Genomic DNA, 17288 nt, shown 5'->3' with positions numbered 1-17288 from the left:
TTAACAAATTGAAACAAGAAATCTGTGTGGACACTCACAGGTGTTGAGTTATTCGAAATTGCCTCTTTGAGGCAATCAAAAATTTTACTCAATGTAAGATGAGTGTTCATAGCAATATGTACAAACGTTTTTAAGATTCTTCCGAGTCTTTTAAACGAAATCAGAATTCATTGAGCCGAAGTCATTTTCGAAAGAGAGTGCTTCAACAAAACTTTAATTGAAGAGTTTGATCATGGCTCAGATTGAACGCTGGCGGCAGGCCTAACACATGCAAGTCGAGCGGAAACGGAGATAGCTTGCTATCAGACGTCGAGCGGCGGACGGGTGAGTAATGCCTAGATATCTGCCTAGTCGTGGGGGATAACAGTTGGAAACGACTGCTAATACCGCATACGCCCTACGGGGGAAAGGAGGGGACCTTCGGGCCTTTCGCGATTAGATGAGTCTAGGTGGGATTAGCTAGTAGGTGAGGTAATGGCTCACCTAGGCGACGATCCCTAGCTGTTCTGAGAGGATGATCAGCCACACTGGGACTGAGACACGGCCCAGACTCCTACGGGAGGCAGCAGTGGGGAATATTGCACAATGGGCGAAAGCCTGATGCAGCCATGCCGCGTGTGTGAAGAAGGCCTTCGGGTTGTAAAGCACTTTCAGCGAGGAGGAAAGGTTGTGTGTTAATAGCACATAGCTGTGACGTTACTCGCAGAAGAAGCACCGGCTAACTTCGTGCCAGCAGCCGCGGTAATACGAGGGGTGCAAGCGTTAATCGGAATTACTGGGCGTAAAGCGTACGCAGGCGGTTTGTTAAGCCAGATGTGAAAGCCCCGGGCTCAACCTGGGAATTGCATTTGGAACTGGCGAACTAGAGTCTTGTAGAGGGGGGTAGAATTTCAGGTGTAGCGGTGAAATGCGTAGAGATCTGAAGGAATACCGGTGGCGAAGGCGGCCCCCTGGACAAAGACTGACGCTCATGTACGAAAGCGTGGGGAGCAAACAGGATTAGATACCCTGGTAGTCCACGCCGTAAACGATGTCTACTCGGAGTTTGGTAACTTAGTTACTGGGCTCCCAAGCTAACGCATTAAGTAGACCGCCTGGGGAGTACGGCCGCAAGGTTAAAACTCAAATGAATTGACGGGGGCCCGCACAAGCGGTGGAGCATGTGGTTTAATTCGATGCAACGCGAAGAACCTTACCTACTCTTGACATCCAGAGAATTCGCTAGAGATAGCTTAGTGCCTTCGGGAGCTCTGAGACAGGTGCTGCATGGCTGTCGTCAGCTCGTGTTGTGAAATGTTGGGTTAAGTCCCGCAACGAGCGCAACCCTTATCCTTATTTGCCAGCACGTAATGGTGGGAACTTTAGGGAGACTGCCGGTGATAAACCGGAGGAAGGTGGGGACGACGTCAAGTCATCATGGCCCTTACGAGTAGGGCTACACACGTGCTACAATGGTCGGTACAGAGGGTCGCAAAGCCGCGAGGTGGAGCTAATCCCACAAAGCCGGTCGTAGTCCGGATCGGAGTCTGCAACTCGACTCCGTGAAGTCGGAATCGCTAGTAATCGTAGATCAGAATGCTACGGTGAATACGTTCCCGGGCCTTGTACACACCGCCCGTCACACCATGGGAGTGGGCTGCACCAGAAGTAGATAGCTTAACCTTTCGGGGAGGGCGTTTACCACGGTGTGGTTCATGACTGGGGTGAAGTCGTAACAAGGTAGCCCTAGGGGAACCTGGGGCTGGATCACCTCCTTACCTATACGACTAACTTAATGTTTGTTGAGTGTTCACACAGATAACTTGTTCTTGTTAGAGCGAGTGGCACGCCTTTACGGTGATGCTTGTTCTTTAAAAATTTGGAAAGCTGATAGTGTTAATGTGAAAGGGACAATGATGAACTTATTCGTAAGTGACTTATTGTTAATAGCATTAATGCGAAAATAAATAATTGAGTTCTCAAACACTTAAATCAAGTGCCGAACGATTTACCTTTGGGTAATGAGTTCAAGAGTATTCTTTTGGCGAAAGTAAACACCATTAGTTGCGATACAACCACTGAGCTACCCGCTCGGTAAGGTGTGTTTCTTAGGAAACTCATTTGGGTTGTATGGTTAAGTGACTAAGCGTATACGGTGGATGCCTTGGCAGTCAGAGGCGATGAAGGACGTAGTAACTTGCGAAAAGCGTTGGCGAGCTAGTAACAAGCATTTGAGCTAACGATGTCCGAATGGGGAAACCCACTCACATAAGTGAGTATCACAACATGAATACATAGTGTTGTGAGGCAAACCCGGGGAACTGAAACATCTAAGTACCCGGAGGAAAAGAAATCAACCGAGATTCCCCTAGTAGCGGCGAGCGAACGGGGATTAGCCCTTAAGCGTAGAGGGTGTTAGTGGAATGTGTTGGAAAGCACAGCGGCACAGGGTGATAGCCCCGTACATGAAAACTAACTTTACGTGAAAACGAGTAGGACGGGACACGTGACATCTTGTCTGAACATGGGGGGACCATCCTCCAAGGCTAAATACTCCTGACTGACCGATAGTGAACCAGTACCGTGAGGGAAAGGCGAAAAGAACCCCTGTGAGGGGAGTGAAATAGAACCTGAAACCGTATACGTACAAGCAGTGGGAGCGGTTCTTGAGACCGTGACTGCGTACCTTTTGTATAATGGGTCAGCGACTTACATTTTGTAGCGAGGTTAAGCGAATAGCGGAGCCGTAGGGAAACCGAGTGTTAACTGCGCGTTTAGTTGCAAGGTGTAGACCCGAAACCCGGTGATCTATCCATGGGCAGGTTGAAGGTTGAGTAACATCAACTGGAGGACCGAACCGACTTATGTTGAAAAATGAGCGGATGACTTGTGGATGGGGGTGAAAGGCCAATCAAACCGGGAGATATCTGGTTCTCCTCGAAAGCTATTTAGGTAGCGCCTCGTACGAATACCATTGGGGGTAGAGCACTGTTAAGGCTAGGGGGTCATCCCGACTTACCAACCCTTTGCAAACTCCGAATACCAATGAGTACTATACGGGAGACACACGGCGGGTGCTAACGTCCGTCGTGAAAAGGGAAACAACCCAGACCATCAGCTAAGGTCCCAAAGTTATTGCTAAGTGGGAAACGATGTGGGAAGGCTTAGACAGCTAGGATGTTGGCTTAGAAGCAGCCATCATTTAAAGAAAGCGTAATAGCTCACTAGTCGAGTCGGCCTGCGCGGAAGATTTAACGGGGCTAAGCAATACACCGAAGCTATGGGTTTGCCAGTTTACTGGCAAGCGGTAGAGGAGCGTTCTGTAAGCCGTTGAAGGCGAAGGGGTAACCCACGCTGGAGGTATCAGAAGTGCGAATGCTGACATGAGTAACGATAAAGGGAGTGAAAAACTCCCTCGCCGAAAGACCAAGGGTTCCTGTCCAATGTTAATCAGGGCAGGGTGAGTCGACCCCTAAGGCGAGGCCGAAAGGCGTAGTCGATGGGAAACGGGTTAATATTCCCGTACTTCTGCTAACTGCGATGGAGAGACGGAGAAGGCTAGGCTAGCGCGGCGTTGGTTGTCCGCGTTTAAGGCTGTAGGCTGTGTACTTAGGCAAATCCGGGTACACGCATTAAATTGCAAAGCTGAGAGTTGATGACGAGGTCCTAAGGGACTGAAGTAGTTGATGCCATGCTTCCAGGAAAATCTTCTAAGCTTCAGGTTAGTAGGAATCGTACCCCAAACCGACACAGGTGGTTGGGTAGAGAATACCAAGGCGCTTGAGAGAACTCGGCTGAAGGAACTAGGCAAAATGGTACCGTAACTTCGGGAGAAGGTACGCTCCCGACGGTGATGAGACTTGCTCTCTAAGCTGTTGGGAGTCGCAGATACCAGGTGGCTGCAACTGTTTATCAAAAACACAGTACTGTGCAAACTCGCAAGAGGAAGTATACGGTATGACGCCTGCCCGGTGCCGGAAGGTTAATTGATTGGGTTATCTTCGGAGAAGCTCATGATCGAAGCCCCGGTAAACGGCGGCCGTAACTATAACGGTCCTAAGGTAGCGAAATTCCTTGTCGGGTAAGTTCCGACCTGCACGAATGGCGTAATGATGGCCACGCTGTCTCCAGCCGAGACTCAGTGAAGTTGAAATTGCGGTGAAGATGCCGTATACCCGCGGCTAGACGGAAAGACCCCGTGCACCTTTACTATAGCTTGGCACTGAACATTGAACCTACATGTGTAGGATAGGTGGGAGACTTTGAAGATGGGACGCTAGTTCTGTTGGAGTCAACCTTGAAATACCACCCTTGTAGTTTTGATGTTCTAACTTAGGCCCCTGAATCGGGGTTAAGGACAGTGCCTGGTGGGTAGTTTGACTGGGGCGGTCTCCTCCCAAAGAGTAACGGAGGAGCACGAAGGTTGGCTAAGTACGGTCGGACATCGTACGGTTAGTGCAATGGCATAAGCCAGCTTAACTGCGAGACATACACGTCGAGCAGGTACGAAAGTAGGTCATAGTGATCCGGTGGTTCTGAATGGAAGGGCCATCGCTCAACGGATAAAAGGTACGCCGGGGATAACAGGCTGATACCGCCCAAGAGTTCATATCGACGGCGGTGTTTGGCACCTCGATGTCGGCTCATCACATCCTGGGGCTGAAGTCGGTCCCAAGGGTATGGCTGTTCGCCATTTAAAGTGGTACGCGAGCTGGGTTCAGAACGTCGTGAGACAGTTCGGTCCCTATCTGCCGTGGGCGTTGGATGATTGAAGGAAGCTGCTCCTAGTACGAGAGGACCGGAGTGGACGAACCGCTGGTGTTCGGGTTGTTATGCCAATAGCATTGCCCGGTAGCTACGTTCGGAATCGATAACCGCTGAAAGCATCTAAGCGGGAAGCGAGTCCTAAGATGAGTCATCCCTAGGAATTTAATTCCTCTAAAGAGCCGTTCGAGACTAGGACGTTGATAGGCAGGGTGTGTAAGCGTTGTGAGGCGTTGAGCTAACCTGTACTAATGACTCGTGAGGCTTAACCATACAACCCAGATGGGTTTTATGAGTAGCTATAGTGATTACTTCATAAGCACAAAAGAATACGAACTTGATTTTAGTGTGACTCAACTTATTTAAGAGCTATTTAGAAGATTCTAGATAGACAGCTTTCTAAATTTTACCAAATTAGTCTGGAAACCATAGCATTGTGGCCCCACCTGATCCCATCCCGAACTCAGAAGTGAAACGCAATCGCGCCGATGGTAGTGTGGGGTCTCCCCATGTGAGAGTAGGTCATTTCCAGGCGCCTAATACACGAAAAAGCCCTAGCAGAAAACGCTAGGGCTTTTTTCGTATATACGCTCCGCGAAAGCATCTACTTCACATGCAGTCCACAGCTGCTAACGCAGTGTGGGCCCCTCAGTTCGGCGACTACGTCACCTCTCGCTACAAAGCAGCTGAATGCTTCGCATCCAAGGCACTACTTTTTCGCCCCCATGTAAGAGGCCTTCGGCGTATTCCATTTATCTCATAGGGTGAGGAGCCTGTGCTCATCAAGCAACGCTTTATACAGGCTCTGGCGGAGGCTTCCTGCGTTATTCTAATCCACAGCTGACCATGACAGGTGCCTTGCTTGGTTTTGCAGCGGACTTTTCCACTTATGCAGGCATGAATGCCACATTGGTTTATAAAGAGCCGACGTCGCGCCGATAACAGCTCCTTCAATATCCACACTTCCACCATCTGATGTTTAGGATTTCCAAATGCCTCGATGCATGGTTGCCATACGACATGAAAGCTTCGCGGCTAAAGCTCGCTCCAACGTGGGGAATGGGTGTCATTGGATTGTGTAGGACCGGCTTTAGCCGGGAATCGGTCATTTCGTCATATAAGCTTCGCGGCTAAAGCGCGCTCCTACGTGGGGAATGGGTATCATTGGATTGTGTAGGGCCGGCTTTAGCCTGGAAGAAGATATTAAATAAGCCTTGCCCCTTTTTTTGCAAACCTCTTCGCGGCTAAAGCACGCTCCTACGTAGAGGCTAGCTGCTTTCCGTACACTTCTTCTTTGAACAAGATCTACACCACCAAAATTAAAAATGTTTCTTGTACTGCAAAGCCAGGTGTATTCTTCCATGGATAGAAGTTGCAGAGCTTTTTTTGGGGAGGAGCAGAGAACTAGAAGGGCTAACTTCAGGCCGTTGCGCCTTTATAGGGCCTGTTCATTTGATGCTTTAACCACTGTGTACGTACAGCTGCTCAGTGCTTGGTTGCATAAAACTCTCAATTGGTTGGTTTTTAAGCATAAGTTTAGGTGGGATATCATTTGGGTATGGCCAATTTTTGAAGTGGATACTCTAGTAAAAATGGCGGCAGCCTAAGCTGGTTGTGGGTAACCTTGTGCGTAATCGGTGCGTAAGCTGTTTCTAAGTGGTCATTTGATAAAAACATTCATTTTTCAGTAATTAGCGCTTGTGCTCTGCCTAAAACTCCCTATAATTCGCTCCCACTGACACGGCACAGCAGGCCAACTAGACTAACGCTTAGAGATTAGAAATAGTCGTTAAGCTAGATAGTACGGGACTTGCAGCAGTGTTAGAGATTAGATTTTCAATAGAAACTCTAATCAGGTGAAAAGCGGTTTAAGTGGTTCACTGATGTGCCTTACATACGAGAGTGTATAAGAAATCATCGCTTGAAAAACTTCTTAAAATAAGCGCTTGACGCCAACCACGGAGAGTGTAGAATACGCCTCCTCAAGCCAACGACCTAGCGTCTAACGGCGATATCTGAAAGATTGATATCATTGCTCTTTAACAAGTTGAAACAAGAAATCTGTGTGGACACTCACAGGTGTTGAGTTATTCGAAACTACTTCTCACGAAGTAGTCAAAAAATTTACTCAATGTAAGATGAGTGTTCATAGCAATATGTACAAACGTTTTTAAGATTCTTCCGAGTCTTTTAAACGAAATCAGAATTCATTGAGCCGAAGTCATTTTCGAAAGAGAGTGCTTCAACAAAACTTTAATTGAAGAGTTTGATCATGGCTCAGATTGAACGCTGGCGGCAGGCCTAACACATGCAAGTCGAGCGGAAACGGAGATAGCTTGCTATCAGACGTCGAGCGGCGGACGGGTGAGTAATGCCTAGATATCTGCCTAGTCGTGGGGGATAACAGTTGGAAACGACTGCTAATACCGCATACGCCCTACGGGGGAAAGGAGGGGACCTTCGGGCCTTTCGCGATTAGATGAGTCTAGGTGGGATTAGCTAGTAGGTGAGGTAATGGCTCACCTAGGCGACGATCCCTAGCTGTTCTGAGAGGATGATCAGCCACACTGGGACTGAGACACGGCCCAGACTCCTACGGGAGGCAGCAGTGGGGAATATTGCACAATGGGCGAAAGCCTGATGCAGCCATGCCGCGTGTGTGAAGAAGGCCTTCGGGTTGTAAAGCACTTTCAGCGAGGAGGAAAGGTAGGTAGTTAATAACTGCTTGCTGTGACGTTACTCGCAGAAGAAGCACCGGCTAACTTCGTGCCAGCAGCCGCGGTAATACGAGGGGTGCAAGCGTTAATCGGAATTACTGGGCGTAAAGCGTACGCAGGCGGTTTGTTAAGCCAGATGTGAAAGCCCCGGGCTCAACCTGGGAATTGCATTTGGAACTGGCAAACTAGAGTCTTGTAGAGGGGGGTAGAATTTCAGGTGTAGCGGTGAAATGCGTAGAGATCTGAAGGAATACCGGTGGCGAAGGCGGCCCCCTGGACAAAGACTGACGCTCATGTACGAAAGCGTGGGGAGCAAACAGGATTAGATACCCTGGTAGTCCACGCCGTAAACGATGTCTACTCGGAGTTTGGTAACTTAGTTACTGGGCTCCCAAGCTAACGCATTAAGTAGACCGCCTGGGGAGTACGGCCGCAAGGTTAAAACTCAAATGAATTGACGGGGGCCCGCACAAGCGGTGGAGCATGTGGTTTAATTCGATGCAACGCGAAGAACCTTACCTACTCTTGACATCCAGAGAATTCGCTAGAGATAGCTTAGTGCCTTCGGGAGCTCTGAGACAGGTGCTGCATGGCTGTCGTCAGCTCGTGTTGTGAAATGTTGGGTTAAGTCCCGCAACGAGCGCAACCCTTATCCTTATTTGCCAGCACGTAATGGTGGGAACTTTAGGGAGACTGCCGGTGATAAACCGGAGGAAGGTGGGGACGACGTCAAGTCATCATGGCCCTTACGAGTAGGGCTACACACGTGCTACAATGGTCGGTACAGAGGGTCGCAAAGCCGCGAGGTGGAGCTAATCCCACAAAGCCGGTCGTAGTCCGGATCGGAGTCTGCAACTCGACTCCGTGAAGTCGGAATCGCTAGTAATCGTAGATCAGAATGCTACGGTGAATACGTTCCCGGGCCTTGTACACACCGCCCGTCACACCATGGGAGTGGGCTGCACCAGAAGTAGATAGCTTAACCTTTCGGGGAGGGCGTTTACCACGGTGTGGTTCATGACTGGGGTGAAGTCGTAACAAGGTAGCCCTAGGGGAACCTGGGGCTGGATCACCTCCTTACCTATACGACTAACTTAATGTTTGTTGAGTGTTCACACAGATAACTTGTTCTTGTTAGAGCGAGTGGCATACCTAGACGGTAATGCTTGTTCTTTAAAAATTTGGAAAGCTGATAGTGTTAATGTGAAAGGGACTATTGTGGAAGATATCTCGTAAGGGATAACAACTGCTTTAGTTAATAGCATTAATGCGAAAATAAATAATTGAGTTCTCAAACACTTAAAATCAAGTGCCCGAACGATTTACCTTAATTGGTAATGAGTTCATGAGTATTCTTTTGGCGAAAGTAAACACCATTAGTTGCAATGCAACACAGATGAAACTCATTTGGGTTGTATGGTTAAGTGACTAAGCGTATACGGTGGATGCCTTGGCAGTCAGAGGCGATGAAGGACGTAGTAACTTGCGAAAAGCGTTGGCGAGCTAGTAACAAGCATTTGAGCTAACGATGTCCGAATGGGGAAACCCACTCACATAAGTGAGTATCACATACTGAATACATAGGTATGTGAGGCAAACCCGGGGAACTGAAACATCTAAGTACCCGGAGGAAAAGAAATCAACCGAGATTCCCCTAGTAGCGGCGAGCGAACGGGGATTAGCCCTTAAGCGTAGAGGGTGTTAGTGGAATGTGTTGGAAAGCACAGCGGCACAGGGTGATAGCCCCGTACATGAAAACTAACTTTACGTGAAAACGAGTAGGACGGGACACGTGACATCTTGTCTGAACATGGGGGGACCATCCTCCAAGGCTAAATACTCCTGACTGACCGATAGTGAACCAGTACCGTGAGGGAAAGGCGAAAAGAACCCCTGTGAGGGGAGTGAAATAGAACCTGAAACCGTATACGTACAAGCAGTGGGAGCGGTTCTTGAGACCGTGACTGCGTACCTTTTGTATAATGGGTCAGCGACTTACATTTTGTAGCGAGGTTAAGCGAATAGCGGAGCCGTAGGGAAACCGAGTGTTAACTGCGCGTTTAGTTGCAAGGTGTAGACCCGAAACCCGGTGATCTATCCATGGGCAGGTTGAAGGTTGAGTAACATCAACTGGAGGACCGAACCGACTTATGTTGAAAAATGAGCGGATGACTTGTGGATGGGGGTGAAAGGCCAATCAAACCGGGAGATATCTGGTTCTCCTCGAAAGCTATTTAGGTAGCGCCTCGTACGAATACCATTGGGGGTAGAGCACTGTTAAGGCTAGGGGGTCATCCCGACTTACCAACCCTTTGCAAACTCCGAATACCAATGAGTACTATACGGGAGACACACGGCGGGTGCTAACGTCCGTCGTGAAAAGGGAAACAACCCAGACCATCAGCTAAGGTCCCAAAGTTATTGCTAAGTGGGAAACGATGTGGGAAGGCTTAGACAGCTAGGATGTTGGCTTAGAAGCAGCCATCATTTAAAGAAAGCGTAATAGCTCACTAGTCGAGTCGGCCTGCGCGGAAGATTTAACGGGGCTAAGCAATACACCGAAGCTATGGGTTTGCTAGTTTACTAGCAAGCGGTAGAGGAGCGTTCTGTAAGCCGTTGAAGGCGAAGGGGTAACCCACGCTGGAGGTATCAGAAGTGCGAATGCTGACATGAGTAACGATAAAGGGAGTGAAAAACTCCCTCGCCGAAAGACCAAGGGTTCCTGTCCAATGTTAATCAGGGCAGGGTGAGTCGACCCCTAAGGCGAGGCCGAAAGGCGTAGTCGATGGGAAACGGGTTAATATTCCCGTACTTCTGCTAACTGCGATGGAGAGACGGAGAAGGCTAGGCTAGCGCGGCGTTGGTTGTCCGCGTTTAAGACTGTAGGCTGTTCACTTAGGCAAATCCGGGTGAACATTAAGGCTGAGAGTTGATGACGAGGTCCTAAGGGACTGAAGTAGTTGATGCCATGCTTCCAGGAAAATCTTCTAAGCTTCAGGTTAGCAGGAATCGTACCCCAAACCGACACAGGTGGTTGGGTAGAGAATACCAAGGCGCTTGAGAGAACTCGGCTGAAGGAACTAGGCAAAATGGTACCGTAACTTCGGGAGAAGGTACGCTCCCGACGGTGATGAGACTTGCTCTCTAAGCTGTTGGGAGTCGCAGATACCAGGTGGCTGCAACTGTTTATCAAAAACACAGTACTGTGCAAACTCGCAAGAGGAAGTATACGGTATGACGCCTGCCCGGTGCCGGAAGGTTAATTGATTGGGTTATCTTCGGAGAAGCTCATGATCGAAGCCCCGGTAAACGGCGGCCGTAACTATAACGGTCCTAAGGTAGCGAAATTCCTTGTCGGGTAAGTTCCGACCTGCACGAATGGCGTAATGATGGCCACGCTGTCTCCAGCCGAGACTCAGTGAAGTTGAAATTGCGGTGAAGATGCCGTATACCCGCGGCTAGACGGAAAGACCCCGTGCACCTTTACTATAGCTTGGCACTGAACATTGAACCTACATGTGTAGGATAGGTGGGAGACTTTGAAGATGGGACGCTAGTTCTGTTGGAGTCAACCTTGAAATACCACCCTTGTAGCTTTGATGTTCTAACTCAGGTCCCTGAATCGGGATTGAGGACAGTGCCTGGTGGGTAGTTTGACTGGGGCGGTCTCCTCCCAAAGAGTAACGGAGGAGCACGAAGGTTGGCTAAGTACGGTCGGACATCGTACGGTTAGTGCAATGGCATAAGCCAGCTTAACTGCGAGACATACACGTCGAGCAGGTACGAAAGTAGGTCATAGTGATCCGGTGGTTCTGAATGGAAGGGCCATCGCTCAACGGATAAAAGGTACGCCGGGGATAACAGGCTGATACCGCCCAAGAGTTCATATCGACGGCGGTGTTTGGCACCTCGATGTCGGCTCATCACATCCTGGGGCTGAAGTCGGTCCCAAGGGTATGGCTGTTCGCCATTTAAAGTGGTACGCGAGCTGGGTTCAGAACGTCGTGAGACAGTTCGGTCCCTATCTGCCGTGGGCGTTGGATGATTGAAGGAAGCTGCTCCTAGTACGAGAGGACCGGAGTGGACGAACCGCTGGTGTTCGGGTTGTTATGCCAATAGCATTGCCCGGTAGCTACGTTCGGAATCGATAACCGCTGAAAGCATCTAAGCGGGAAGCGAGTCCTAAGATGAGTCATCCCTAGGAATTTAATTCCTCTAAAGAGCCGTTCGAGACTAGGACGTTGATAGGCAGGGTGTGTAAGCGTTGTGAGGCGTTGAGCTAACCTGTACTAATGACTCGTGAGGCTTAACCATACAACCCATATGGGTTTTGTATAAAGCTAGTGTGATTACTTCAAAAGAATACAGTACTTGATTTTAGTGTGACTCAACTTATTTAAGAGCTATTTAGAAGATTCTAGATAGACAGCTTTCTAAATTTTACCAAATTAGTCTGGAAACCATAGCATTGTGGCCCCACCTGATCCCATCCCGAACTCAGAAGTGAAACGCAATCGCGCCGATGGTAGTGTGGGGTCTCCCCATGTGAGAGTAGGTCATTTCCAGGCGCCTATTTAGTTTTCAATTTCTCATTGAATGAGTAGTGAAAACGAGTCTCCTAGCCCTGACAAGTTAGCGACTTAAAAAGAATTTAGCATTATGCGTAAGCACTTTGCTAAAGGAGCGGTAGTTCAGTTGGTTAGAATACCGGCCTGTCACGCCGGGGGTCGCGGGTTCGAGTCCCGTCCGCTCCGCCAACACAAAGACGAAAGCCTCTACAGAAATGTAGAGGCTTTTTTCGTTTAGCCTTAGCTAGAGTAACGACAAGAATATTTAGTGAAATGCGTAAGCACTTTGCTAAAGGATTGATAGTTCAGTTGGTTAGCCTCTTTGTGAATAGAAAGCGGCCTGTCTCGCGTGCCGAAGGCACACGGGTTCGAGTCCCGTCCGCTCCGCCAACACAAAGACGAAAGCCTCTACAGAAATGTAGAGGCTTTTTTCGTTTAGCCTTAGCTAGAGTAACGACAAGAATATTTAGTGAAATGCGTAAGCACTTTGCTAAAGGATTGATAGTTCAGTTGGTTAGCCTCTTTGTGAATAGAAAGCGGCCTGTCTCGCGTGCCGAAGGCACACGGGTTCTAGTCCCGCCCGCTCCGCCAACACAAAGACGAAAGCCTCTGCACTTCTTATTGAAAAGAATGCAGAGGCTTTTTTCGTTTAGCCTTAGCTAGAGTAACGACAAGAATATTTAGTGAAATGCGTAAGCACTTTGCTAAAGGATTGATAGTTCAGTTGGTTAGCCTCTTTGTGAATAGAAAGCGGCCTGTCTCGCGTGCCGAAGGCACACGGGTTCGAGTCCCGCCCGCTCCGCCAACACAAAGACGAAAGCCTCTACAGAAATGTAGAGGCTTTTTTCGTTTAGCCTTAGCTAGAGTAGCGACAAGAATATTTAGTGAAATGCGTAAGCACTTTGCTAAAGGATTGATAGTTCAGTTGGTTAGCCTCTTTATGAATAGAAAGCGGCCTGTCTCACGTGCCGAAGGCACATTCGAGTCCCGTCCGCTCCGCCAACATTACGATAAGCCCTAACAGCAATGTTAGGGCTTTTTCGTATTTGAAATTTATGGAATAAAAAGATACGAGCAGAGCAGTCACTCTTGACCATCCATGGTCTGTGTTATATTGAGCTCTTAGGGCTCTATCTCTGCTCTGCCCTATCTGGAAGCAAGCTAATTTAGTATTTATTTCTATTCTAATTCATGCATTTAAAATGTTTAATTAAGCTAGTGAGTTTTGCTTCTAGTTTCATACCTATAAAAGAGTATAATGTTCTTTTATAGGAGTGGTTTTATGGATTGTCGTCTTGGCTGTGGAGCGTGTTGTATCGCCCCCTCAATAACTAGCCCTATTCCAGGTATGCCTGAAGGAAAGGCCGCTGGTGAACGTTGTGTTCAGTTATCCGAAGACAATCTGTGCAAAATCTTTGGCAGCAAGGAACGTCCGGATGTATGTAGCTCTTTTTCTGCTACTTTTGACGTCTGTGGTAATAGCAACAATGAAGCGCTTAGGCTGATTGCTTTTTTAGAGTCACAAACCAGCTAAATGAAATTTGAGTAGGTGAATCATGCAGTTAACTCGTTATACAGACTTTGGTATTCGCACCTTAATGTATCTGGCCATTCAACCGGATAGAGAAGAGTTGTTTCGCATCTCTGAAATCACTGAAGTATTTGAGCTGTCGCCTAATCATGTCTCCAAGATAGTTCATCATCTGGGTAAGCTTGGATATCTTGAAACTATTCGCGGTAAGAGTGGTGGTTTTCGTTTAGGTATGTCGCCTAAAGATATCAATGTGGGTAAGTTAGTGCGTGTACTGGAGAACTCTTTAGCTCCAATCGACTGCAGTAAGCCATATTGCCGCTTTACGCCATCTTGTCAGCTCAAAGGCGTGCTTGCCGATGCAGTAGCCGCGTATTTAGCCGTTATCGACGCGTATACGTTGGAGGATATAGTCAGTAATAAAGATGAGCTCAAGCAGTTACTACCAGAGCTTTCTATTCCGGTATTGCAAATAGCGTAATCTGAGATTTTATCATGTGCCAGACGAAATCTTCTCGTTTGGCATTCTTTATTAGATAAGATATATACGGCTACTTCAGCCGTATAGCAGAGTCTCCTCCCTTCTTTTCTTTATTTGCCAGCTTGTATGGTAATAAAGATGATGTCTTAACCAGCTCGATACCTGCCTTATCCAACCTGTGAAGATTACGTTTTAAAAATTTGATTGTTTCAGGGTAAGGGTGCGCTATAGCGACTGCCTGACCTTGCTTATGAGCCAGTGATATCAGATGTTCGAATCGTTCTTCCAGTGCTGACTGTGACACGTCATTATCTAAAAAAACTTGCCGCCTGAGTAGAGGGATCCCCAGTTGTTCAGCCTTATTGCTGGCCTTTGTGAAACGGGTTGTCATGCTGTCTACGAAATAGAGCTCTCTCTGTTTGAGACTCTCCATTACCCACAGCATCGGCTCGTCCAGTTGGGTCAGTAAGCTTCCCATATGATTGTTAGCCCCTTTTGCATAAGGAATGTTGTCGAATGCCTTCTCCAGCGTATGTTTTAATTCAGCCTCGTCCATCGTATTCGTTAGTCCACCTGGCCCCATAGTTTTACCATTTAACGCCTGCATAGGAAGGTGCAACATGATTTCGTGCCCCATATTATGGGCTTTCTTGGCAACTTCGGAACCTAAAGGGGTATGAGGAAGAACTGAAAAGGTGACTGTATTTGGTAAAGACAGTACGGCTTCATCGGATTGACGATAACCGATATCGTCAATAATGATCGCGACTTGAGATGCTTCTGCGTAACCACCTGAAAAACATGCAATAAATAAAACTAAAAGAAAGCGCACAAATATTATTATCTTTTTATACCTTAACGGTATTTATGTATTGGTTTTAATCCATGTGATTGCAGAATCAAGAATCAGATCATCCCTGATTTCATCATGAACCATATTTTTGTCGATTATAGGCACACTTTCACCGATTGTTACAGTTTCTGCTTCAAGTTTTATATCCGGTTCGATTCCTTTGGTGTTGATATCGTGGCCCTTTGGTGTCGTATATTTTGCTATTGTTAGCTTGATGGCATTTCCCTCTACCAGGGTTGGGATCAAACTTTGGACCGTGCCTTTGCCAAAGCTGGTTTCGCCTATAAGTGTTGCTCTGTCGTTTTCTTGTAAGGCTGCGGCGAGAACCTCGGAAGCGGAAGCCGAGCCCTTGTTGATCAGAACTATCATGGGAACCGATGAAAGCATAGTTTGGGGTGAGGCAAAGTAATCGGAGTTCGCATCAAAGAATCGCCCTTCAGTTGAGACTATTCGTCCTTTGGCGATGAAGATATCGGCAATTTTGATGGCTTGGTCTAGCAGGCCGCCGGGGTTGTTCCTTAGGTCCAATATTATGCCTTTAAGCCCAATAGGTTGCCACTGAGTCAGCTGCCCGATCATCTCCTCGGTAGAGTTATCTTGAAAGCTTGCGAGCCTTATATAGCCAATCTTGTCTTCGTAGAGCTTTGCTGTAACTGACTGTACGGAAATAATGCTTGGAACGAGTGTGACTTCAAATACTGAATTCATATTGGAATGAGTCAACGCGAGATTTATCGATTGGTTGTTCTGGCTGTGGTGTTTTATCTCTTTAAGTAATGTGTCCAGCTGCTCCGGGTTAACCTTTTTATTGTTAAGCTTAACTATCTGATCGCCAGCTCTGATCCCTGCAAGCTCAGCAGGTGAACTTGGAAAGGGGGTTATTATCGTGATCTTGTCGTCTTCGGCCGCGATTTCAATGCCAAATCCGAAGTATTCTCCCTTGTTAGCATCCCTGATATTAGAAAATGCCTGTTTATCCAGAAAACCAGAATAGGGATCTAATTTGTCAAAAATCCCCTCAATTGCAGCAGAGATTAACTCATCCTGAGTCAGTTCTTTCACGTAATAAGTTTCTATGGTATCGATAACATCGAGTAACAACGGATAGTTGAGGCGAGGGTGATACTGATCTGCATTTTCCTGACCGGATAAGGTCACTGATAGGCCGAGCGCTAAGCCTAAAAGAGTGCATGTGATATAACGAATAAACTGTGACATGGCGGCCCCTGTATTTGAGGGCTTATGTCACTCCTAGCGTTTACAATATCTCGCTGGATCGACCGCTTGCCCTTTATGCCTTACCTCAAAGTATAGGCCAGCCTCAGTCTGTCCACCCGAACGTCCGACGAGTGCAATCGTTTCCCCTTTGTTTACAGTGTCTCCGGCATTCTTTAAAAGTGTTTGGGCATGACCATATAAGCTCATATACCCCTTGCCGTGATCGACAACTAACACCATACCAAAACCTCTTAACCAATCGGCATAAATGATTTTACCGGCAGCGATGGAGGATACTTGTTGTCCTTCAGGGGCTGCAAGGGTTACCCCTTTCCATTTGACCTGGCCGGAACGCTTGCTGCCAAACCCGGATCTTATGCGTCCCTTAGTCGGCCATTTGAGTTTATTTTTACTCTTTAGCCCTTCCATGCTGGGACTGTTGTTTGTGGCTAATAAGGCTTGTTCCACGATGCGCTTGAGGCTCGCCTCCTCAATTTGCAGCTGTTCAAGCTTGGCACCACGGCTATTGACCGTTCTTTGGAGCTGGGTAAGCGTGCTCTGGCGTTGACTCTGTTCAAGGCTGAGCTGTTTAGAGTGCTGTTGTTGATTGAGGACTAACTTATTGAGTTTATTTTTCTGCTTTACCTGTTTGTCTTGTATCTCATCGAGCTCCGACATAGTGCCCTGAAGTTCATTGATGGACTTCATACGAGCATTATTCAGGTATTGATAGTAGGCAAGGAGGCGTTCAATGGTTGCTGGACTCTGCTGATTTAGCAGCATCTTACTGTAATCGTGATTACCTGCTAAGTATGCACTCGCCAGCTGGTTAGAAAGTGTATCTTGTTGAGTTTGTTTCAATGCATCCAATTTATCTTGGCGTTGCTTTAGTGTATGCAGACTTTTATCTGTTTCGGCTAACGCGACTTTGGTTTCATTAACTTTTCGAGCTGCTGTAGCAATCGCTTTTTCATCTTTTTTTAGCAGAGAGATGAGCTGTTCACGCTGTTTGTTGGTGTCTTGGAGTGCAGACTCTTGTTTACTTATCTGAGATTGAAGTGATTTCAGATCGGATTGACGTTGCTGCAGATCAGATGCCTGAACATAAGATGAAAGTATGATAAAGCCAGCAATAATGCTGGCTTTAATAAAAAAGCGAATATTCACTAGTTAAGAG

The 17288-nt window shown here is 47.5% G+C and carries 5 protein-coding genes, 1 tRNA gene and 6 rRNA genes; 9 read left to right on the top strand and 3 right to left on the bottom strand.

All coding sequences use genetic code 11. The features are described 5' to 3' along the window. Positions 1-214: 214 nt before the first annotated feature. The 9 genes from SSED_RS23395 to SSED_RS23350 all read left to right on the top strand — a co-directional run bounded on the left by SSED_RS23395 (position 215) and on the right by SSED_RS23350 (position 14040). Positions 215-1757: ribosomal RNA gene (locus SSED_RS23395) — 16S ribosomal RNA — on the top strand. A 354-nt stretch (positions 1758-2111) separates the two neighbouring features. Further along, positions 2112-5016, top strand: a 23S ribosomal RNA gene (locus SSED_RS23390). Between the two features lie 145 nt (positions 5017-5161). Next, positions 5162-5277 (top strand): 5S ribosomal RNA (rrf, locus tag SSED_RS23385). Positions 5278-6997: 1720 nt separating this feature from the next. Continuing rightward, positions 6998-8540: ribosomal RNA gene (locus SSED_RS23375) — 16S ribosomal RNA — on the top strand. Between the two features lie 338 nt (positions 8541-8878). Next, a 23S ribosomal RNA gene (locus tag SSED_RS23370) occupies positions 8879-11774 on the top strand. A 138-nt stretch (positions 11775-11912) separates the two neighbouring features. Next, positions 11913-12028: ribosomal RNA gene (rrf, locus tag SSED_RS23365) — 5S ribosomal RNA — on the top strand. Together the 16S, 23S and 5S rRNA genes with 1 tRNA gene alongside form the textbook arrangement of a ribosomal RNA operon. A gap of 112 nt (positions 12029-12140) precedes the next feature. Continuing rightward, positions 12141-12217 (top strand) — tRNA-Asp (locus SSED_RS23360). Positions 12218-13310: 1093 nt separating this feature from the next. After that, a complete protein-coding gene (locus SSED_RS23355) occupies positions 13311-13562 on the top strand; it encodes a YkgJ family cysteine cluster protein (protein ID WP_012144804.1) in 252 nt (83 codons plus the stop codon). Positions 13563-13584: 22 nt separating this feature from the next. Continuing rightward, on the top strand, positions 13585-14040 hold the full coding sequence (locus SSED_RS23350; protein WP_012144803.1) for an Rrf2 family transcriptional regulator: 456 nt from the start codon (positions 13585-13587) through the stop codon (positions 14038-14040). A 70-nt stretch (positions 14041-14110) separates the two neighbouring features. Here SSED_RS23350 and SSED_RS23345 read toward each other — a convergent pair whose 3' ends face one another. The 3 genes from SSED_RS23345 to SSED_RS23335 are packed head-to-tail and all read right to left on the bottom strand — an operon-like array spanning position 14111 to position 17278. Then, entirely contained in the window at positions 14111-14872 is a 762-nt protein-coding gene (locus SSED_RS23345) for a divergent polysaccharide deacetylase family protein (RefSeq protein WP_012144802.1), read from the bottom strand. 33 nt (positions 14873-14905) lie between these two features. Then, positions 14906-16111 carry a S41 family peptidase gene (locus SSED_RS23340; protein WP_012144801.1) on the bottom strand — a complete coding sequence of 402 codons (1206 nt, stop codon included), beginning with the start codon at positions 16109-16111 and terminating at the stop codon, positions 14906-14908. 33 nt (positions 16112-16144) lie between these two features. Then, positions 16145-17278 carry a murein hydrolase activator EnvC family protein gene (locus SSED_RS23335; RefSeq protein ID WP_012144800.1) on the bottom strand — a complete coding sequence of 378 codons (1134 nt, stop codon included), beginning with the start codon at positions 17276-17278 and terminating at the stop codon, positions 16145-16147. Between the last annotated feature and the right edge of the window lie 10 nt (positions 17279-17288).

This window comes from Shewanella sediminis HAW-EB3, from assembly GCF_000018025.1.
GTDB lineage: Bacteria > Pseudomonadota > Gammaproteobacteria > Enterobacterales > Shewanellaceae > Shewanella > Shewanella sediminis.
The sequence above is the reverse complement of the archived record's forward strand: the minus strand, read 5'-3'. Positions and strand labels throughout refer to the sequence as shown.

Excerpts from the sequence above, each read along its gene's own strand:
- SSED_RS23355 (WP_012144804.1), top strand. The coding sequence starts at position 13,311 with ATGGATTGTCGTCTTGGCTGTGGAGCGTGTTGTATCGCCCCCTCAATA.
- SSED_RS23350 (WP_012144803.1), top strand. The coding sequence starts at position 13,585 with ATGCAGTTAACTCGTTATACAGACTTTGGTATTCGCACCTTAATGTAT.
- SSED_RS23340 (WP_012144801.1), bottom strand. The coding sequence starts at position 16,111 with ATGTCACAGTTTATTCGTTATATCACATGCACTCTTTTAGGCTTAGCG.